15 protein-coding genes and 1 tRNA gene are annotated in these 18,967 nt (G+C 63.7%); 13 read left to right on the top strand and 3 right to left on the bottom strand.

What is annotated here, in order from left to right:
* Positions 1 to 7: 7 nt before the first annotated feature.
* The 3 genes from BUA05_RS01785 to BUA05_RS01775 all read left to right on the top strand — a co-directional run bounded on the left by BUA05_RS01785 (position 8) and on the right by BUA05_RS01775 (position 3,153).
* Entirely contained in the window at positions 8 to 892 is an 885-nt protein-coding gene (locus BUA05_RS01785) for a fructose bisphosphate aldolase (protein WP_072672956.1), read from the top strand.
* Between the two features lie 84 nt (positions 893 to 976).
* Complete coding sequence (gene thiE / locus BUA05_RS01780; RefSeq protein ID WP_072672955.1) at positions 977 to 1,609, top strand: thiamine phosphate synthase; 633 nt, start codon at positions 977 to 979, stop codon at positions 1,607 to 1,609.
* Positions 1,610 to 2,058: 449 nt separating this feature from the next.
* Complete coding sequence (locus BUA05_RS01775; protein ID WP_072672954.1) at positions 2,059 to 3,153, top strand: phytanoyl-CoA dioxygenase family protein; 1,095 nt, start codon at positions 2,059 to 2,061, stop codon at positions 3,151 to 3,153.
* 111 nt (positions 3,154 to 3,264) lie between these two features.
* On the opposite strand, the gene BUA05_RS01770 is transcribed toward BUA05_RS01775, so the two are convergent.
* Positions 3,265 to 3,687, bottom strand: coding sequence for a hypothetical protein (locus BUA05_RS01770; protein WP_072672953.1), 423 nt, complete (start codon positions 3,685 to 3,687; stop codon positions 3,265 to 3,267).
* A 172-nt stretch (positions 3,688 to 3,859) separates the two neighbouring features.
* Here BUA05_RS01770 and efp point away from each other — a divergent pair, with 172 nt between their 5' ends.
* The 5 genes from efp (at position 3,860) to BUA05_RS01745 (ending at position 8,892) form a co-directional block, all read left to right on the top strand.
* A complete protein-coding gene (efp, locus tag BUA05_RS01765; protein WP_072672952.1) occupies positions 3,860 to 4,423 on the top strand; it encodes an elongation factor P in 564 nt (187 codons plus the stop codon).
* Positions 4,424 to 4,522: 99 nt separating this feature from the next.
* Positions 4,523 to 5,341 (top strand): inositol monophosphatase family protein, encoded by an 819-nt coding sequence (locus BUA05_RS01760; protein ID WP_072672951.1) that lies wholly within the window; start codon positions 4,523 to 4,525, stop codon positions 5,339 to 5,341.
* A 54-nt stretch (positions 5,342 to 5,395) separates the two neighbouring features.
* Positions 5,396 to 5,480, top strand: a tRNA-Leu gene (locus tag BUA05_RS01755).
* A 68-nt stretch (positions 5,481 to 5,548) separates the two neighbouring features.
* A complete protein-coding gene (locus BUA05_RS01750; protein WP_072672950.1) occupies positions 5,549 to 7,384 on the top strand; it encodes an SLC13 family permease in 1,836 nt (611 codons plus the stop codon).
* A 191-nt stretch (positions 7,385 to 7,575) separates the two neighbouring features.
* Positions 7,576 to 8,892: an amidohydrolase gene (locus BUA05_RS01745; RefSeq protein WP_072672949.1), complete on the top strand. Its 1,317-nt coding sequence runs from the start codon at positions 7,576 to 7,578 to the stop codon at positions 8,890 to 8,892.
* Positions 8,893 to 9,012: 120 nt separating this feature from the next.
* On the opposite strand, the gene BUA05_RS01740 is transcribed toward BUA05_RS01745, so the two are convergent.
* Both BUA05_RS01740 and BUA05_RS01735 read right to left on the bottom strand, forming a co-directional pair.
* The gene (locus BUA05_RS01740; protein WP_072672948.1) at positions 9,013 to 9,198 is read right to left on the bottom strand and encodes a hypothetical protein; all 186 of its coding nucleotides are present in this window, start codon (positions 9,196 to 9,198) and stop codon (positions 9,013 to 9,015) included.
* Between the two features lie 132 nt (positions 9,199 to 9,330).
* A complete protein-coding gene (locus BUA05_RS01735) occupies positions 9,331 to 10,929 on the bottom strand; it encodes an isocitrate lyase (protein ID WP_072673080.1) in 1,599 nt (532 codons plus the stop codon).
* Between the two features lie 180 nt (positions 10,930 to 11,109).
* Between BUA05_RS01735 and BUA05_RS01730 the strand changes: the two genes are divergently transcribed.
* From BUA05_RS01730 to BUA05_RS01710, 5 genes are all read left to right on the top strand, one after another.
* On the top strand, positions 11,110 to 12,459 hold the full coding sequence (locus BUA05_RS01730) for a helix-turn-helix domain-containing protein (RefSeq protein WP_072672947.1): 1,350 nt from the start codon (positions 11,110 to 11,112) through the stop codon (positions 12,457 to 12,459).
* Between the two features lie 125 nt (positions 12,460 to 12,584).
* Positions 12,585 to 13,970: a TIGR03013 family XrtA/PEP-CTERM system glycosyltransferase gene (locus tag BUA05_RS01725; RefSeq protein ID WP_072672946.1), complete on the top strand. Its 1,386-nt coding sequence runs from the start codon at positions 12,585 to 12,587 to the stop codon at positions 13,968 to 13,970.
* The gene (gene prsK / locus BUA05_RS01720) at positions 13,949 to 16,096 is read left to right on the top strand and encodes an XrtA/PEP-CTERM system histidine kinase PrsK (RefSeq protein WP_084662409.1); all 2,148 of its coding nucleotides are present in this window, start codon (positions 13,949 to 13,951) and stop codon (positions 16,094 to 16,096) included. The genes BUA05_RS01725 and prsK overlap by 22 nt, the downstream gene beginning before the upstream one ends.
* Positions 16,096 to 17,460 (top strand): PEP-CTERM-box response regulator transcription factor, encoded by a 1,365-nt coding sequence (prsR, locus tag BUA05_RS01715; protein ID WP_072672944.1) that lies wholly within the window; start codon positions 16,096 to 16,098, stop codon positions 17,458 to 17,460. The genes prsK and prsR overlap by 1 nt, the downstream gene beginning before the upstream one ends.
* Complete coding sequence (locus BUA05_RS01710) at positions 17,444 to 18,931, top strand: tetratricopeptide repeat protein (RefSeq protein WP_086616547.1); 1,488 nt, start codon at positions 17,444 to 17,446, stop codon at positions 18,929 to 18,931. The genes prsR and BUA05_RS01710 overlap by 17 nt, the downstream gene beginning before the upstream one ends.
* Positions 18,932 to 18,967 lie beyond the last annotated feature (36 nt).

Raw genomic sequence — 18,967 nt, 5'->3', positions numbered from 1 at the left:
CGCCGCAATGAACACCCGCGAAATGACGACCCGCATTGCCACCGGGCAGGGCTTCATCGCCGCGCTTGATCAGTCGGGTGGCTCCACGCCCAAGGCGCTGCGCGGTTATGGTGTGGAAGACAGCGAATGGTCGGGCGATGATGAAATGTTCGCCGCGATCCACGCCATGCGTGCCCGCGTCATCACCTCGCCGTGCTTCGCCAGCGGCAAGGTGATCGGTGCGATCCTGTTCGAAAGGACGATGGATGGGCTGGTGGGCGGCCAGTCCACCGGCGATGCGCTGAAGGCGCGCGGGATCGTGCCCTTCATCAAGGTCGATGAAGGTCTGGCGGACGAAGCGGATGGCGTTCAATTGATGAAGCCGATGGTGAAGCTGGCGGCGCTGCTCGAAAAATCGGTTGCTGCGGGCATGTTCGGCACCAAGATGCGTTCGGTCATCAAGTCGGCCAACCCGGGGGGAATCGCCGCCGTGGTCGCTCAGCAGTTCGAAGTTGCAACGCAGATCATCGCCGCCGGGCTGATGCCGATCATCGAGCCCGAATATGACATCACCGCCGCAGATCGCGCGGCGGGTGAGGCGATCCTGCTTGCGGAAATCACAAAGCATCTGGACGCCTTGCCCGAAGGCCAGCAGGTGATGCTGAAGCTGTCGATCCCGGCGACTGCGGGCCTTTACACTCTGCTGGCGCGCCACCCCCGGGTGCTGCGCATGGTCGCGTTGTCGGGCGGGTTCTCCACCGATGATGCCTGCGCGCGGCTGGCGCAGAACCCTGGCATGATCGCCAGTTTCAGCCGCGGGCTGTTGCAGGACCTGCGCAAAGGTCAGTCGGATGATGAATTCGACACCGTGCTGGGCAAGGCGATCGACCAGATTGCCAGTGCGAGCGTCTGAACAGGTGGCGTCTGGACAGGTGACGCCTTAAGGTGACGCCTTAAATAGTGACAGGCGCGGCGTGAGCGATTAGCCAGCGCGGCCATGACTGATACCCAGCTTTACCTCATCTCGCCGCTTGATGTCGGCGGCGACTTTCCCCAGCGGCTTGAACGTGCGCTGGCCGCGGGCAAAGGCCTCGTCACCGCTTTCCAGTTCCGGGTGAAGGGTGTGGACAACCACGAGGCCGCCGACCTGGCCGCGCCGCTTCAGGCGATTTGCGCTGCGCATGACGTCGCCTTCATCGTCAATGATTCGGTTGCGTTGGCGAAGCGGCTGAAGGCCGACGGGGTGCATCTGGGGCAGGATGACGGATCGCCGCGCGATGCGCGCGAGGAATTGGGGCGCGAGGCGCAGATCGGCGTCACCTGCCACGCCAGCCGCCATATGGCGATGGAAGCGGGCGAGGCAGGGGCAGACTACATCGCCTTCGGCGCGTTCTTCCCTTCGACCACGAAGGACAAGGGCGCGGACGCCGAAGTGCCCGATCTGGAGATCGTGCGCTGGTGGACGACGGTGTTCGAAATCCCCTGCGTGGTGATTGGCGGGATCACGCCCGATAACTGCGGCCCGCTGGTGGAAGCCGGCGCCGATTTTCTCGCCGTGTCGGGCGCAGTGTGGGGCGGAGATGAAGTTGCCGCGATCGCGGGCTTTGCCAAGGCGATCAAGCGCGACTGAACGCTCTGCGGGCAAGGCGATATGCCTTGAGGGCGCATGCATGCGCGCCCGCTTTGGGATGCTGAGCCGACCGCCACTTTGGCACCCCTTTGCCGCAAGGTTGGGGGAGGGCAGGTCATTCCTGCCGCCGAACTGCGGCCCGTTGCCCGACTGCTTTTTCCCTGCGCCTGTCTGGTCAGGAACCGGCCTCTGATACCAGCGCGCCAAGATGCTGACGCATCGCGCGCTGGAAATGCTCGAGCGCCGCACGGGCTTATCCAATGCGCGATGAGTGAAGCTCATCGGGCATTGGTATGACACTCCGTCAATCGCGTCCTGTTAACCCGATCTAGAAATTTCTGCGCCAACAAAAGGGCCCGGCTCCAGACCCTCCGGCACTGCCACACATGAACGTGACGGCAAACGGCAGGCCGCCCGGAAATTGTCGGAGGGCTACAAGGCAGATTGGCATGACTGAATTCAAGGTTTCCAACGACACCTCCGCGTTTGAAGTGCCTGCCGTGCTGGATGACAAGGGCCAGCTTGCGGATCATTGTGTCCGGCAAGCCCTGACGATGATGGATCTTCACGGTCTGGTGGTCCTGACCAATCTTTTGTCGGATGAAGAAGCGGATGTTGGCCGGGATCTGATGCGGCAAACCATCGACGATCCCGATCGCAGCAGATCGTCCTTCGCCAGCGAGACGGATAATCATTATCTGCGCCGCGATTTCTGCTCGCTTCCTTCGTCTCCGCCCGTAACGCGCTTTGCCGCCAGCCTGTGCCAGCGTCTTCAAGGCGTTCTGTCGGAGTATTGTGGCCGCTCACGCCCGGTTCTCGAAATGGCCACGTTCACCAGCTATTTCGGCTCATCGCATCAGTATATCCACCGCGATCCGAGCGGCGTGATCAGCATGTTTGCGGCTGTCGAAAATGTGTCGGAACAGCAGGGCGGGACGGTATTTGTTCCGGGCACGCACATGTATGGTGGGGCCGGGAACAGGCATGACGGCAAGGCCTATGCCTTGATGGAGCTGTTTCGGACAGGATGTAACTATCGCATCTTCCGACATAACCTGAAAAAGCTGTGGGGCATGCGCCAGGACCCAAAGGCTCCTTTGGCACCGGGTGAATTTCGTGACCGTGTGTTCTCGACCAAGTGGGATCAGCACCAGCCAAATCTGCTGCGCTTTGCGTTGGGGAAGAATTCCCAATTCAGCCTTCGCAGGCTTGGCCCGGGCACATTGTGGAAGCTTTATCGCAACCGCCGCGCCCTCGATAACCTGTTCTGTCTGGTGCAGACGGCGCCGCGCAAGGGCACGGTCATTCTTTATCGGAGTGATCTGCTCCATGCCGGGCCTGACAACCGATCGCCACATGCCCGGCGTTTCTTCGGGATGAGCATCGCACGGGACATGATCGAACCCAAATACTGGCATGACGGATATTCGCCGCACCCGACCTTGGCTGCCCATCCCATGAGCCTTGGCGATCTGCTGGATCTTCCCACCAATCCTGCCCCCTCCAGAGTGCAAAACCGCCACCAGAGCGCGTTGGTGGATTGATACGGGCTTTCAGGGCACTGTCTGCCCGCGTCCTGCTGAAATCAACCCTCCGCAACCATGTGCGCCCCGGTGCCCGGTTGGTCAGTCGGGGGCTGGTGAGTGCGGGGCTGGTCAGTCCGGGCTGCCGCGGCGCGTGCAGATCAGTTTGCCAAGGCTGCCGTCGGCTGCGAGTTTCTGCAGCATGTTGTCGCCGATCCGGCGGAAGCGCTGGTCTTTCTTGGGGCCGCGGGTGAACACCAGTTCGCGCCCGCGCATCAGGTAGATGCCGTTGCCTTGCGCATTGGTATAGCTTGATGCGGTGCCGATGCGGAAACTTTCTTCGGCGATCACGATATAGGCCTCACCCCCGGCATCGCCGGGAACGGCGCATTCATAGAGGCCGTGCGGCATCGTGGAGAGCACGCCGCCATCGGCCATTCCGGCGCGTGATTGCGGGCGCGAGGTCTTGCGATCCTGCGCATCGGCCATGCCCGGAACCAGTCCGGCAAGGGCAGCCGCGCCCAGCGCAAGCATAATGACATATCGGTTCCGCATGGCCAGCGCGCCCTACCAGCCTGCTGCGGCCAACGCCAAGCCTTTCGCATGGCTCTTGCCCACGCTTGCCGAGCCGGGCGCTATCGGCTATCGGCGCGCATAATTTGCGGGATGCCTGCCAGTCGGTGGTGCGCCCTCCCACGATTTCCTTCAGAAAAAGGCCCGTAGCCCTATGAAGATCAGCGGCGTCGATATTCGCCCCGGCAACATTCTGGAATATGAAGGCGGCATCTGGAAAGTCGCCAAGATCCAGCATACCCAGCCGGGCAAGGGCGGGGCCTATATGCAGGTCGAGATGAAGAACCTGCAGGATGGCCGCAAGACCAATGTGCGCTTCCGCAGCGCCGACACGATTGAACGCGTGCGGCTCGACACCAAGGAATTCCAGTTCCTCTATGCCGAGGGCGAGGATCTGGTGTTCATGGACAATGACACCTACGAACAGCTTACCCTGCCGGGCGATCTGCTGGGCGATGCGCGCCCGTTTTTGCAGGACGGGATGCAGGTCAATCTTGAGCTGTGGGACGAAAAGCCGATCTCGGTCGAACTGCCTTCGCAGATCGAAGCCATGATCGTTGAGGCCGACGCAGTGGTAAAGGGGCAGACCGCCTCGTCCAGCTACAAGCCCGCGATCCTCGACAATGGCGTGCGCATCATGGTCCCGCCGCATATCGGCAGCGGCACGCGCATCATCGTCGATGTTTACGAACAGGCCTATGTCGGCAAGGCGAGCTGAGCCCAAACCAACCCCGTTCGTGTCGAGCGAAGTCGAGACACACCAGCGCCGGACAACCGCCTCTCGACTTTGCTCGAGGCGAACCGCAGAGAGTTTTTCATGGCAGCTATTTCCGGCCTGATCCGCGTGATGGAACGCGCCGCGCGCAAGGCGGGTGGGCGTTTGCGGCGTGATTTCGGCGAAGTCGAACATTTGCAGGCGAGCCGCAAGGGCCCGGCCGATTTCGTCAGCAAGGCGGATATTCGGTCAGAGCGCACGATTTATGACGAACTCATCGCTGCGCGGCCCGGCTGGGGCTTCGTGATGGAAGAGGCCGGCGTGATCGAGGGTGATCCCGGTATGCCGCGCTGGATCGTCGATCCGCTCGATGGCACCAGCAACTTCCTCCACGGCATTCCCCATTTCGCCATTTCCATCGCCGCGCAGGAACCGCGTGCAGACGGAAAGGGCTGGGGCGATGTGGTGGCGGGCGTGGTCTATCAGCCGATCACGGATCAGACCTATTGGGCGGAAAAATCGCGCGGTGCCTGGCTGCAGGATGCGCGGCTGCGCGTCTCGGCTCGGTCGCGCCTCGCCGATGCCCTGGTGGCGACAGGCGTGCCGTTCTTCGGGCACGGCGACTTTGCCGAATGGAGCCGGATCTTCGGCGCGATCGGCCCCGAAGTTGCCGGCATTCGCCGGTTCGGCGCAGCCTCGCTCGATCTCGCCTATGTGGCGCAGGGGCGGTTCGACGGGTTCTGGGAAAGCGGTCTTTCTGAATGGGACACCGCCGCGGGCTGCCTGCTGGTGCGCGAGGCGGGCGGGTTCGTGTCCGACTTCCGCGGGCGTTCGGCGCCGATCCATGCCGATCAGGTGCTGGCGGCAAACGATGTGCTGCATTCGAAATTGCACAAGCTGCTCGCCGGAGCCTTGAGATAGAGGCCATTGCCTTGGCGCTTCGCCCTCGCTAACAGCGCGGGCATCCGCGCAGGCGCCCCTGTGGTGGAATTGGTAGACGCGCTCGACTCAAAATCGAGTTTCGAAAGAAGTGCCAGTTCGAGTCTGGCCAGGGGCACCACCGCATTGATGCTTGTGACAATTCGCTTGTGTTTGCATGACGCTGTTGGTTAGCCCCTGTGGCAGACCATGCTGGAAGCCCCATCCTATCACGCGATAGCCGCCATGGCCGTGACCATCGCGATGTTCATCGCCTTCGGGCGCGGGCGTTATCCGGTCGAGATTATCTCGCTCATCACCATCGCGGTTATCGGCGTGGGGCTGTATTTCGCGCCGCTCGAAGGGACCAAGCCGACTGACGGGCTGGCGCTGGCCTTCGGGGGATTCGGGCATCAGGCGCTGATCACCATCTGTGCGCTGATGATCATGGGGCGCGGACTGGTGGTGACCGGCGCGCTGGAACCGTTTGCCCGCCTGCTTGAAAGCGTGTTCCGCGCCAATGCCGGAATCGGGCTGCTGTTCGCGCTGCTGATCGCCTTCTCGCTGTCGATGTTCGTCAATGATACGCCGGTCATGGTGCTGATGCTGCCGATCCTTGTCGCGCTGGCGGGGAAGGGCGTGGCGGCTTCGTCCAAGACCCTGATGCCGGTCAATTCGGCGGTGCTGATCGGCGGGATGGGCACCACCATCGGCACCTCGACCAATATTCTGGTGGTCAGCATTGCCGAGGATATCGGGATGGAGACCATCGGGGTGTTCCAGTTCACTCCGATCGTTCTCATCGCCGCGGTGGTGGCGCTGCCCTATCTGTGGCTGGTGATGCCGCGCCTGCTGCGCGACAATTCGGTGGTGCCTGAAAACATCCGGCGCATTTTCCACACCCGCCTGCGGGTCGGCAGCAGCAGCCTGCTGGCCGGGGCAGAACTTTCCGCGATTCAGGACAAGCTGCCGCCGGGGATCATTTTTCACGATCAGCCGACCGGCGCGCTCCAGCCGCAGCAGCGCCTGCATATTTCCGGCACCCACGAGGCCATCGAAGAGGCCGCCCGCGCGCTCAAGGGTGAACTTGCGCCGACCTGGGTGCTTGACCGGATCCGCCGCGTTTCCAAGGCTCATGGCGAGGATATCTTCGCGGTCGAGATGACGGTGACGGCGGATTCGCGCCTGATCACCCGCACGCTGGCCAGTTCGGGGATCGCCGATCTTTATGGCGTAGCGGTGCTGGGCATCCACCGGCCCGACCGGGTGCTGGGCGAACGCAATACCTATAGCGAAGCCGGCGACCTCAGGATCCTGGAAGGCGACGTGCTGCTGGTGATGGGGATCGAGGAAGACCTCCAGAACTTTGCCAATAATGACGGGTTGCTGCGGCTCGAAGGCGCGCGTGAGCTGCCGCGCCGGTCAAAGGCGGTGCTGGCCGGTGCAATCATGGCCGGGGCGATTGCGACCGCATCGCTCGGACTGCCGTGGTTCGATGGCGGGGGCTTTGCCCCGATCAAGCTGCCGATTGCGATTGCCGCGCTGGCGGGCGCGATCCTGATGTTCGTGACCGGCTGCGTGAAATTTGATCGCGTCGGCCGGGCGCTGTCAGCCAAGGTGATCGTGCTGATCGCGGCCAGCATCGCGATTGGCCGGGTGATCGATGCCAGCGGCGCGGCCGAGTTTCTGGGGCAGGCGCTCGCGCTCGGCCTCGCCTATCTGCCCCCTGCGCTGGTGCTTTCGGCGATCATGCTGTTCGTTACCCTTGTCACCAATTTTGCCTCCAACGCCACGGCGGCGACCATCGGCACGCCGATTGCGTTCAGCCTTGCGACCCAGTTGGGATTACCGCCCGAACCGCTGGTGCTGGCGGTGCTGTTCGGCTGCAACCTGTGTTACGCCACCCCGATCGCCTATCAGACCAACATGCTGATCATGTCCGAAGGCGGGTATGAATTCGGCGATTACCTGCGCGCCGGGGTACCGCTGGTGGCGCTGATGGTGACGGTGCTCTCGGTGTTGCTGGTGTTGTGGTACGGGCTGTAACGGGCAGGGCGCTTTCCTAATCGCGGTGCAATGTGCCATGCTGCCGCGATGATCTGCTGCACTGCGCTCCATGACCATGTTTTCGGTGTCCGGTTGGCGGGCGCGGGGGGCGGGGATTTTTCAGTCCTGTACAGTATCTCATGTGTCTCCAACACGGCGCGCGCATGGGCGAATAAGCAAAGGGGAATGTGATGCGGTTAATGGCGATTCGGGCAGGGGCAAGCGCGCTGGCGCTGATGGCGGTGCCGGCGCAGGCGGACGAACTGCGCGATGCGGTGGCAGCGGATATGCCCGCGCTGGTCGCGCTGTATCAGGATCTCCACGCCAATCCCGAACTGTCGTTCCAGGAAGTCGAGACCGCGAAGAAGCTGGCCGCCCGCGCCCGCGCGCTGGGCTTTGAAGTGACCGAGGGCGTCGGCAGGACCGGGGTGGTCGCGGTGATGACAAACGGCGATGGCCCCACGGTGATGCTGCGCGCCGATATGGACGGGCTGCCGGTGATCGAACAGACCGGGCTGCCCTATGCTTCAAAGCGCACCGGCGTTCCTGCAAGCGGGATCGAGACCGGCATTATGCACGCCTGCGGTCACGATACCCACATGACCGCATGGGTCGGCACCGCCCAGCTGCTGGCGGAGCGCAAGGACCAATGGTCAGGCACGCTGGTGATGATCCTGCAACCGGCCGAGGAAATCGGCGAGGGCGCAAAGGCGATGCTGGATGACGGGCTGTATACCCGTTTTCCCAAGCCGGATTACGTGCTGGCCTTCCACGACGCTGCGCAGGCTCCGGCGGGGCTGATCGGCTATTCCAAGGGTTTTGCGCTGGCCAATGTCGATTCCGTCGACATCGTGGTGCCGGGGGTGGGCGGCCACGGCGCCTATCCGCACACGACCAAGGACCCGATCGTCATCGCCTCGCACATCGTCGCCCGGCTGCAAACGCTGGTGAGCCGCGAGCTTGACCCGCAGGAACCGGCCGTGGTGACCGTCGGCAGCTTTCAGGCCGGGTCGAAGCACAACATCATCCCCGACGAAGCGCGGCTGCAGATCACCGTGCGCAGCTATGCCGACAAGACCCGCCAGCACCTGCTCGACGGGATTGCCCGGATCGCCAGGGGCGAGGCGCTGGCCGCCGGGATGCCGGAGGACAAGCTGCCCCGCGTGACCGTCTCCGATCCCTATACGCCGGCGACCTACAACACGCCGGAATTCACGGATCTGGTGATGGCGGGGCTGAAGACCCGTTTCGAAGGCCGCGTCTTCGAAACTCCGGCGGTGATGGGGGGCGAGGATTTCAGCCAGTTCTACCGCGCCGACCGCGAGACCGTCGAATCGCTGATCTTCTGGGTTGGCGGCGTTCATGCAGAGGAATGGGAAAAGGCGCAGAAGGGCGAGATCGACCTGCCTTCGCTGCACTCGCCGTTCTGGGCGCCCGATGCCCCGGTGGTGATCGCCACCGCAACCGAGGCGCTGACAGCAGCGACGCTTGATTTGATGAAAAAGTAGGTTCGGCCCTCAAGTAGCGAAGCGGTAGGGCCGCAATGACACAAATTCGGCCGCCGGAGCGCCCCGTGAAGGAGCATTCCGACGGCCGTTTCTCCTCCCCAGGAGAACTGTGAAAGGGGGTTACTGCGATGCCGGCACGTAAGTCCCGAGCCGGTGGTGCAGGGCATTGATCTTGGCCAGTTCCTCGCGGTCTTCGGTGGCGCGGGCATGGCTTTCCAGCGCGCGGCGCAGCAGCTTCATGTCGGCGGTCGACAGCAGGGCGCGGGCGCGGGCAGGTTCGGTCTTGGGGGTATCACTATCGCTCATCGTCACTCTCCTCGGGTGAATACCCGAAGTCCTTAGGCGGCTTTGAGGGCAACCGGAAGGCCACAAAATGCAGCCCTCCGGAGCTCTCCCAAGCTGTTATGCCGCTTCGAACTGTTTCCCGTGAGGCTGTGGTTATGCAGCCTCAAACTGATTCATCGTGTTGTGCGCGCCGCCGGCCTTCAGTGCAGCTTCACCGGCGAAGTACTCCTTGTGATCGTCGCCGATGTCGCTGCCGGCCATGTTCTGGTGCTTCACACAGGCGATCCCCTGACGGATCTCCTCGCGCTGCACGTTCTTGACATAGCCGAGCATCGCCTGCTCGCCGAAATATTCACGGGCGAGGTTGTCGGTGCTGAGGGCTGCGGTGTGATAGGTCGGGAGGGTGATGAGGTGGTGGAAGATGCCCGCCCGTGCCGCGCCATCGCGCTGGAAGGTGCGGATCTTCTCGTCGGCTTCGGCGGCGAGATCGGTGCCGTCGTAGTCGACGCTCATCAACCGGTCGCGTTCGTAGGCGGACACGTCCTTGCCCGCTTCGGCCCACGCATCGAAGATCTGCTGGCGGAAGCTCAACGTCCAGTTGAAGCTGGGCGAGTTGTTGTAGACGAGCTTCGCGTTGGGCACGACTTCGCGGATGCGATCGACCATGCTGGCGATCTGTTCGACATGCGGCTTTTCGGTCTCGATCCACAGCAGATCGGCGCCGTTCTGGAGGCTGGTGATGCAGTCCAGCACCACACGGTCAACGCCCGTCCCGGCGCGGAACTGATAGAGGTTCGACGGCAGGCGCTTGGGCGCGAGCAGCTTGCCATCGCGGCTGATGAAGACCTGGCCATTGGTGATGTTGGCCGGATCGACTTCATCACAATCGAGGAAGCTGTTGTACTGATCACCCAGATCGCCCGGCTCCTTGGAGAAAGCGATCTGCTTGGTCAGGCCGGCCCCGAGCGAATCGGTGCGGGCGACAATGATCCCGTCTTCCACGCCCATTTCGAGGAAGGCGTGACGGCAGGCGCGGATCTTCTGGAGAAAATCCTCGTGCGGGACGGTGACCTTGCCGTCCTGATGGCCGCACTGCTTTTCGTCCGACACCTGATTTTCGATCTGCAGCGCACAGGCGCCCGCTTCGATCATCTTCTTGGCGAGGAGGTAGGTCGCCTCGGCATTGCCGAAACCGGCGTCGATATCGGCGATGATCGGCACGACGTGGGTTTCGTAATTGTCGATGGCGTTCTCAAGCCGCTTGGCCTCAACCGCGTCACCGGCTTCGCGGGCCTTGTCGAGCGCGCGGAACATGCCGCCCAGTTCGCGGGCGTCGGCCTGCTTGAGGAAGGTATAGAGTTCCGCGATCAGCGCAGGCACCGAGGTTTTCTCGTGCATCGACTGATCGGGCAGAGGACCGAATTCGCTGCGCAGCGCGGCGACCATCCAGCCCGAAAGGTAGAGGTAGCGTTGTTTGGTGGTGCCGAAATGCTTCTTGATCGCGATCAGCTTCTGCTGCGCGATGAAGCCGTGCCAGCAGCCCAGCGACTGGGTGTACTGCGCCGGGTTGGCATCATAGGCGGCCATGTCGGCGCGCATGATCTGGGCGGTGTACTTGGCAATGTCGAGGCCGGTGGCGAAACGGTTCTGGATCACCATGCGGGCAGCGTTCTCGGGGTCGATTGCGGCCCAGCTTGGGCCGCCTGCGGCAACCACTTCGCGCATCCGGGTGATGGTGTTCTGGTAGGTCATGTGCTTCTCCTGTCCGTCCTGGGGAGTAAGGCGCGCCGTTTCAAAGGCGCGCGCCATCGGATAAGCAGGCCTTGGCGTGTTGCGGCGCAGCATGACAGGAAAACTTACAAGAAATCTTGTCGCTATAGCGACATTCACCCGAAAACTTGTGTCAATCAGTAAAGTAATTTACAAAAAACCATGGCAGACACCAATCTCCTCGCCGGACCCGCGCTGCGCCGCTTGCGCAAGCGCGAAGGGCTGACCCAGGCCGCCATGGCAGCGATGCTGGGCATCTCGCCGTCCTATCTCAACCTCATCGAACGCAACCAGCGGCCGCTTTCCGCACGCGTGCTGGTGCAGGTGATCGAACGTTTCGATTTCGATCCGCGCTCCTTGCGTGAGGACGAGGCGATCGGGGGGCTGGACGGGCTGGTGCGGCGCATGGCCGACAGGCGCTTTGCCGATCTTGGCATCGACCGCGAGGAAGTGCAGGAATTCCTTGCTGCCGCGCCGCAGGTCGCCGCCGCCTTTGCCCGGCTGTATGATCAGGCGGGCAGTGGGCATGCCGGTGGTGACGACGCCGCTGCCGCCGCGCGCCGGGCGATCGAACGCTGGCAGAACCACTTCGCCGATCTTGATCACGCGGCCGAGGATCTGGCCGATGAATTGCGCCTGTCGCGCGGGGAGATCAGCGCGGCGCTGGGCGAACGTCTGCGTGAAAAGCACCGTATGACCGTGCGCATCCTGCCGGCGGAGGTGATGCCGGGGCAGGTCCACCGGCTTGATCTCCACGCCCGGCAGCTGCAACTTTCCGAAATGTTGCCCGGCGCGGCGCGGCGGTTCCAGATCGCCCGGCAGGTCGGCGCGCTGGAAATGCGTGAGGCGATCGAAACGCTGGTGGCAGGCGCCAATCTGCCTTCGGGCGAAGCGAAGAGCATCTTGCGCGAACATGTCACCGATTACCTCGCGGGCGCGCTTCTGCTGCCCTACCGCCGCTTTCTGCGGGCGTGCGAGCAAACCGGTTATGATCTGGCGGTGTTGCAGCGCCGGTTTGCCGTCAGCTTCGATCAGGCCGCCCAGCGGCTTACCACACTCGGCCGGGTCGGAGAGCGCGGCCTGCCGTTCTTCATGGCGACCATTGACCGCGCGGGACGGTTGGCGGGCTTTACGGCAGGAGGGGCAGGCGCGCTCTATCCGCTTGAAGGCGCACGCTGGCCGGCGTGGATCCCCTATGCCGCGTTCGAGCGGCCCGGCACCGTGCTGACCCAGGCCGTTACCTTTGCCGAAGGTGAGGCCAGCCCGCGTCACTGGTTCACCATCACCCGCACGGTGGACGGCGACGGGGTAATGTGCGCGGCGCGGCGCGCGGTGGTGCTGGGGATCGAGGCGCGCTTTGCCGGGGAACTTGCCTATGCCCGCGGGGTATCGCTGGATCCGGCCGATGCGGTGCCGCTTGGCACGCCGTGCCTGCGTTGCGGGCGGGCAGAATGTATGACCCCGGCTCCCGCCCGGATGGCCGGTGCGCTGCCCCGTCCCCGGCCGGGCTAGAGCATGGCGCATTAGCCTTTGCAGCCCGCAGAAAAGCTTTGCTGAAGGGCGGTGTAAAGTTTACCGACACTTAAGGTCTCATCGCTAGACCCAAGCCTCGCATGCACCAGAGGCCCGGCTAAGCAATGATCCGCTTGTTCAAGCACTATATCCCTCACGCAGTGCTGCTGCTCGGCCTGCTCGATCTGGGCTTGATCGTGCTGGCAAGCGAGCTGGCGTGGCATTTGCGCGCAGGCCAGATCGGCATGGAACTGCAAGGCTTTGCGACGCGCTGGCTGCCGCTTGCTGGCACTGCGATGGTCATCTGGCTGGCGATGATTGCGGTTGGGGTCTACGGTCCCAATGCCTTGCGATCCTTGCGTTTTGCCGGGGCGCGGGTGCTGGTGGCGATCAGCCTTGGCATCATCGCGCTGGCGGTGATCGACTTTGTCTTTCCCAGCGACTTCTTCTGGCGCTCGACCTTGCTCTATACCATGGGGCTGGCGATTCTGGTCCTGATTGCAGACCGCTTGTTGCTGACCAGTTTCCTTGGGTCTTCGGCTTTCCGCCGACGGGTCATGGTGCTGGGCGCAGGTGACCGGGCGCAGCGCCTGCGCCAGCTTGGCGAGAAGCCCGAAACCGGGTTCGCCATCGTCTCCTATATCGCCATGAGCGACGATCAGCGCGTGGTTGAGGAGGCAATCCCGCGTGGGGCAATCCACGATCTCGGTCGCTTTGTGGAAAACCTCGGCGTGTCCGAAGTGGTGCTGGCCTTGCAGGAACGTCGCAACTCCCTGCCGCTCAAGGACCTGCTCCGGATCAAGACCAAGGGCGTTCACGTCAATGATTTCTCCAGCTTCATCGAGCGCGAGACGGGCCGGGTCGATCTCGACACGATCATTCCCAGCTGGCTGATTTTTTCCGACGGGTTTTCCAGCGGACGGATGTTCTCCAGCGCGGTCAAGCGTATCTTCGATATTGTCGCGAGCATGGCACTGCTGGCGCTGACCTTGCCGGTCATTGCGCTGTTTGCCTTGCTGGTAAAGCTCGACAGCAAGGGCCCGGCCTTTTTCCGCCAGCAGCGCGTGGGCCTTTATGGCGAGCCGTTCACGCTGGTGAAGCTGCGCTCGATGCGGACCGATGCCGAAAAGGACGGGGCCAAATGGGCCGAGGAAAACGATCCGCGCGTAACCCGCATGGGCCGTGTGATCCGCAAGTTGCGCATCGACGAACTGCCGCAGACGTGGAGCGTGCTGAAGGGGAACATGAGCTTCGTCGGCCCGCGTCCCGAAGTGCCGTCTTTTGTCGAGAGCCTGGAAGAGGAGATCCCGTTCTACGGCGAGCGTCACATGGTCAAGCCGGGCATCACCGGCTGGGCGCAGATCAACTACCCCTATGGCGCGTCGGTCGAGGATAGTCGGCGCAAGCTCGAATATGATCTTTATTACGCCAAGAATTACACGCCTTTCCTCGATCTCGTGATCCTGCTCCAGACGGTGCGGGTGATCCTGTGGCCCGAGGGTGCGCGGTGATCGGCTTGTGGAACGGAATGCCGCTGGCAGCCAGCCTTGCGTGGCTGGTTGGCGCCTTGCTGAGTGCAGGGGCGGCGGCGTGGATCTGGCGTAGCGGGGCATCGGCGCGGCCCGATCGCTGGCCGCTGTTCGCCGCTGCCGCTTTCAGTGCGCTGTGGTGTATGCTCTCGTTCGCGCTCGGGCCTCATCACCTTGCCAGCGCGCTCGCGGTGGTCGCCCGCAACCTTTGCCTGATCGCGGCGATCTTCCGGCTGTTTTCCGCTGATGGCCGGGCGGCAAGCCTCAAGCCGATCCGTCCCGTGATCTTCGCCCTGGTGCTGGTCGAACTTTACCAGCTTGTGGTGGTGCTGTTCCAGTGGCGCGCGGCAGGCCTTGGCGGTGCCGAGCAACTGATATTCGAAGTCCGCGCATTGATCGACATGCTGGTGGCCATCGGCGCGCTGATGATGCTGCACAATCTCTATGCCGGGGCTTCGGGCGGATCGCGCACCTTGCTGCGCTGGAGCGTGATCGGACTGGCAGGAATATTTGCCTATGACCTCAACCTGGGCACGATTGCCTACCTTGGCGGCGATGACCCGGCGTTTCTGACCGGTCTGCGCGGCCTGTTTGCCGGTGTCATGTCGGCGCTGTTTGCGCTTGGCACGAACCCGGTCGGGCCGCGGGTGCAATTCAGCCCGTCGCGCGCGGTGACCTTCCGCACGCTCTCGCTGCTGCTGATCGGCAGCTATCTGGTGCTGATGGTGCTGGCGGCCAAGTCGCTCGCCCTGATCGGTGGCGATATCGCCCGCACCAGCCAGCTTGTGTTCGTGCTGCTCGCGGTTGTTGCTGTCGCACTTGCGGTTCCGTCACCGCGATTGCGCGGCTGGCTGCGCGTCACGGCGACCAAGCACCTTTTTCAGCACCGCTATGACTACCGCGAGGAATGGCTGCGCTTCACCCGCACGATCGGTCGCAGCGGGGCGGGCAGTGCCAGTCTGGAGGAACGCGCGATCAAGGCCCTGGCCGATATAACCGAAAGTCCGGCGGGCCTGCTGCTGGTGCCTGATGAACAGGCGCGATTCGAACTGCTGGCGCGCTGGAACTGGTCGACCCTTGCCGTTCCCGCGCTGGCGGCGGATTACCGCCTGACCGGCCTGATCGAACAGCATAATCTGGTACTGGCGCTGGATGAAGCGCGCGCGGGAATGGATCATCACGGCGAGCTTGCGCTCGTGCCGGACTGGCTGACCGAGGCAGAAGATGCCTGGGCGGTTGTGCCGCTCATCCATTTTGATCGTCTGGTCGGGGCAATCGTGCTGGCCCGGCCGCGGATCGAGCGGCGGCTGGACTGGGAGGATTTCGATCTTCTCAAGGTCGCCGGGCAGCAGCTCGCCAGCTATCTGTCCGAGCAGGCCGGCCAGCAGGCGTTGATGGATGCAAGCCGGTTTGATGAATTCAACCGCCGCATGGCGTTTGTGATGCACGACATCAAAAATCTCGCCAGCCAGCTTTCGCTGCTTGCCGCCAATGCCGAAAAGCACGCCGATAATCCTGCTTTTCGTGCCGATATGCTGGTGACCTTGCGCAATTCTGCCGAAAAGCTTTCGGCCCTGCTCGCAAAACTGGGGCGTTATGGCCAGGGTCAGGTCCATGATCTGAAACCGATCGATCTGGCGCAGCTTGCGCGCGGCATCGCCGAACAATTCCGCGCGGTCCATCCCGTGGCCCTGACCCGCGAGGCGAGCGTCCGGGTGATGGGCAATCGCGAAGCACTCGAAAAGGCGCTGGTGCATCTGGTCCAGAACGCGATCGATGCCAGCGCCAACGCGATGCCGGTGTCCCTCAACGTGACCGCCGATGGCCTTTATGGCACGATCGAAGTGATCGATTCCGGCGAGGGCATGAGCCCGGAATTCGTCCGGACCGGCCTGTTCAAGCCCTTCGTTTCGTCCAAGTCGGGCGGTTTTGGTATTGGTGCCTTCGAAGCGCGCGAGCTGGTCAAGGGCATGGGCGGGCGGATCGGGGTGGAATCCCGCGCGGGGCTCGGCACACGTTTTTCCGTGATGCTGCCGCTGGCCGAGGCGGCCCGGCTGCTCGGCGGGCAGGACGGAACGGATGAAATACCATACGGGGAAGTCGCGTAATGGCTGAAAGAAAGCCCCCATTGCTCGTGATCGAGGATGATCCGGGTCTGCAGGCCCAGCTCAAATGGTCCTATGATGATTTCGATGTGATCATCGCCGGGGATCGCGACAGCGCATTGACCGCGCTGCGCTCCGAGATGCCTGCGGTGGTCACGCTTGACCTCGGGTTGCCGCCCGATCCGGACGGTACCAGCGAAGGCTTTGCCGTGCTCGATGCGATCATGGCGCTGAAGCCCGATACCAAGGTGATCGTCGCCAGCGGCCACGGAGCCCGCGAAAGCACGTTGCAGGCAATCGCGCGCGGGGCCTATGATTTCTATCAGAAACCGCTCGATATTGATGCGCTTGGCCTGATCGTGCGGCGGGCGTTCAACCTGCACCGGATCGAGCAGGAAAACCGCCGCCTGCTGGCCAGCGCCAGCGTCGACAAGACCGTCCTTGGCCGGCTGATCACTGGCGCGCACGAGATGGTCAAGGTTGCCCGCACCATCGAACGCGTCGCCAAAACCAGCGTTTCAGTCATGCTGCTTGGCGCCAGCGGGACGGGCAAGGAACTGCTCGCGCGTGGCCTCCATGATGCCAGTGACCGGCCAGATGGGCCGTTCATCGCGATCAACTGCGCCGCGATCCCGGAAAACCTGCTCGAAAGCGAGCTGTTCGGGCACGAAAAGGGTGCCTTTACCGGCGCGGTCAAGACCACCGAGGGCAAGATCGAAAGCGCTGACGGGGGCACGCTGTTTCTCGATGAAGTCGGCGATATTCCGCTGCCATTGCAGGTCAAGCTGCTGCGTTTTCTGCAGGAGCGCACGATCGAGCGGATCGGCGGGCGCAAGGCGATTGCGGTCAACACCCGGATCGTGTGCGCCACCCATCAGGATCTCGAAAGCATGATCGGCGCAGGCACCTTCCGCGAGGACCTGTTCTATCGCCTGGCCGAGATCGTGGTGCGCATTCCCGGCCTTGCCGAACGCCACGGTGATCCGGTGCTGCTGGCCAAGGTGTTCCTCAAGCGCTTTTCCACCGAGATGAATCCGGCTGTCACCGGCTTTGCCCCCGATGCGCTCGCCGCGATTGATGCGCATGATTGGCCCGGCAATGTCCGCGAACTGGAAAACCGGATAAAGCGCGCAGTGATCATGGCTGATGGCAAGCTGGTGAGCGCCGATGATCTCGATTTCGGCGAAGGGGAGGAGGAGAGCGCCGACGTGCTCAACCTCAAGGCCGCGCGCGAGGCGGCTGACCGGCGGGTGATCCGCCACGCGCTGTCCCGCAGCGAAGGCAATATTTCGAGCACTGCCAAGCTGCTCGGGATCAGTCGTCCGACGCTTTATGACCTGATCAGGCAGTATGACCTGCAGACCTAGGCGACCGGCCGCGCTGCTGGCTGCGGTGTTGCTGCTGGCAGGCTGCGCGCAAGCCGCGGACAGCCCGCCGCACGCGCCCGATGCAGGGGCGGAAAATCCGGATATTGCGCGCCTGCTCCGCGTCGCCGGAGCAATGATGGCGGATGGCAGTCTGGCCGAGGCGGGCCGCCTGCTTGACGAGGCGCGGGCGCTGGAGCCTGACAATCCCGACGTCTGGGTCGCCATCGCCCGCCTGCGGTTTCGCGGCGGCGAACATCTGACCGCGCTGGATGCGGCGAACCGGGCGCTGGAACTTGGCCCCGGTCACGCACCGGCGCTGCTGATGCGGGCGTTGATGGTGCGCGATGCCCACGGATTTGCCGATTCCCTGCCATGGTTCGATGCCGCATTGGCAGCAGACAGCAGCAACGCCGATGCATGGGCCGAATATGCCGCCACGCTCGGCGATTTCGGTTACCATGGCGAGATGCTGCGCGCGGTGCGCAAGCTGGCCGAAATTGCGCCCGCAGACCGCCGTGTGTTCTTCCTGCAAGCCGTGCTGGCCCAGCGCGGCGGCAAGGCGGTGCTGGCGCGCAGCCTGCTCGAACGCAGCGGCATGGCAGCGCGCGAGGTTCCGGCTGCGGTGTTGCTCGATGCGCTGATCAGTCTTGAACAGGGCAATCACGATAGCGCCGCCGAACGGCTCGAAATGCTGGCCGCGCGCCAGCCGGCCAATGCGCGGTTGCGCGAACTGCTGGTGCGGGCATTGCTGCTGGGCGGACGCGAGACCGAGGTGGTTGAGCGTTTTGCCGCCGATGCTGCGCGTCCCGAAGCCTCGCCCTATCTCGCGATGCTGGTCGCCCGAGCGCACGAGCGGCTTGGCGACCGCGCCAGCGCGGCCGCGCTGCTTGAACGCGCCTATGCGCCGCCCGGCAGCACCCCCGTCGTGCTGGCACAGCGCGCGGGTCTGCCGCAGGCGACATCCGATTTGCGCGCGAGCGCTGCTGCGGGGAATCCGGGCGCTGCGCAGGCCCGGGCGAAGGGCCTTCGGGCCCGCTTTCCGCTTTCGGGCGATATTGCCCAACTTGCCGGGGATGCTGCCCTGCTGAGCGGGGATGCGCCCGCGGCGCTGGAAGCCTATGCAATCATGGCAAGGGTGCGCCGACCGTGGCTGCTGACCCGCAAGGCCATGGTCGCCTATCGCAGCACGGGCGATGATGCCGCCGCCGACACCTTGCTTGCGCGCCATGTGGCGGGAGAGCCGGAAAATATCCCGGCACTGATCGCGCTCGCGCAGGGGCTGGGCCAGCGCGGCGATTGGGAACGCACAGCGCTGCTGCTCGATCACGCGATCGCGCTTGGCGGCGGGCATGATCCCGGATTGTTGCACCTGCGGGCCAAGGCCGCCCGCGCACTTGGCAATTCGGATAGGTCGGAGCGCTTCGCCGCCTTGGCGGCAGACCTCGCGCCGCCCGCGCTGATCGTCCGTTAGACTGCTCCCGCTCGACAATTGGGACAAGGCGGGGCA

This window comes from Erythrobacter sanguineus (assembly GCF_900143235.1).
Lineage (GTDB): Bacteria > Pseudomonadota > Alphaproteobacteria > Sphingomonadales > Sphingomonadaceae > Erythrobacter > Erythrobacter sanguineus.
The sequence above is the reverse complement of the archived record's forward strand: the minus strand, read 5'-3'. Positions and strand labels throughout refer to the sequence as shown.

What these genes read in the sequence shown, in the direction of transcription:
- BUA05_RS01730 (WP_072672947.1), top strand. Translation starts at nt 11,110, where the DNA reads ATGGCAGACACCAATCTCCTCGCCGGACCCGCGCTGCGCCGCTTGCGC.
- BUA05_RS01750 (WP_072672950.1), top strand. Translation starts at nt 5,549, where the DNA reads ATGCTGGAAGCCCCATCCTATCACGCGATAGCCGCCATGGCCGTGACC.
- thiE (WP_072672955.1), top strand. Translation starts at nt 977, where the DNA reads ATGACTGATACCCAGCTTTACCTCATCTCGCCGCTTGATGTCGGCGGC.
- BUA05_RS01710 (WP_086616547.1), top strand. Translation starts at nt 17,444, where the DNA reads ATGACCTGCAGACCTAGGCGACCGGCCGCGCTGCTGGCTGCGGTGTTG.
- BUA05_RS01760 (WP_072672951.1), top strand. Translation starts at nt 4,523, where the DNA reads ATGGCAGCTATTTCCGGCCTGATCCGCGTGATGGAACGCGCCGCGCGC.
- BUA05_RS01775 (WP_072672954.1), top strand. Translation starts at nt 2,059, where the DNA reads ATGACTGAATTCAAGGTTTCCAACGACACCTCCGCGTTTGAAGTGCCT.
- BUA05_RS01735 (WP_072673080.1), bottom strand. Translation starts at nt 10,929, where the DNA reads ATGACCTACCAGAACACCATCACCCGGATGCGCGAAGTGGTTGCCGCA.
- efp (WP_072672952.1), top strand. Translation starts at nt 3,860, where the DNA reads ATGAAGATCAGCGGCGTCGATATTCGCCCCGGCAACATTCTGGAATAT.
- BUA05_RS01745 (WP_072672949.1), top strand. Translation starts at nt 7,576, where the DNA reads ATGCGGTTAATGGCGATTCGGGCAGGGGCAAGCGCGCTGGCGCTGATG.
- prsR (WP_072672944.1), top strand. Translation starts at nt 16,096, where the DNA reads ATGGCTGAAAGAAAGCCCCCATTGCTCGTGATCGAGGATGATCCGGGT.
- BUA05_RS01740 (WP_072672948.1), bottom strand. Translation starts at nt 9,198, where the DNA reads ATGAGCGATAGTGATACCCCCAAGACCGAACCTGCCCGCGCCCGCGCC.
- BUA05_RS01770 (WP_072672953.1), bottom strand. Translation starts at nt 3,687, where the DNA reads ATGCGGAACCGATATGTCATTATGCTTGCGCTGGGCGCGGCTGCCCTT.
- BUA05_RS01725 (WP_072672946.1), top strand. Translation starts at nt 12,585, where the DNA reads ATGATCCGCTTGTTCAAGCACTATATCCCTCACGCAGTGCTGCTGCTC.
- BUA05_RS01785 (WP_072672956.1), top strand. Translation starts at nt 8, where the DNA reads ATGAACACCCGCGAAATGACGACCCGCATTGCCACCGGGCAGGGCTTC.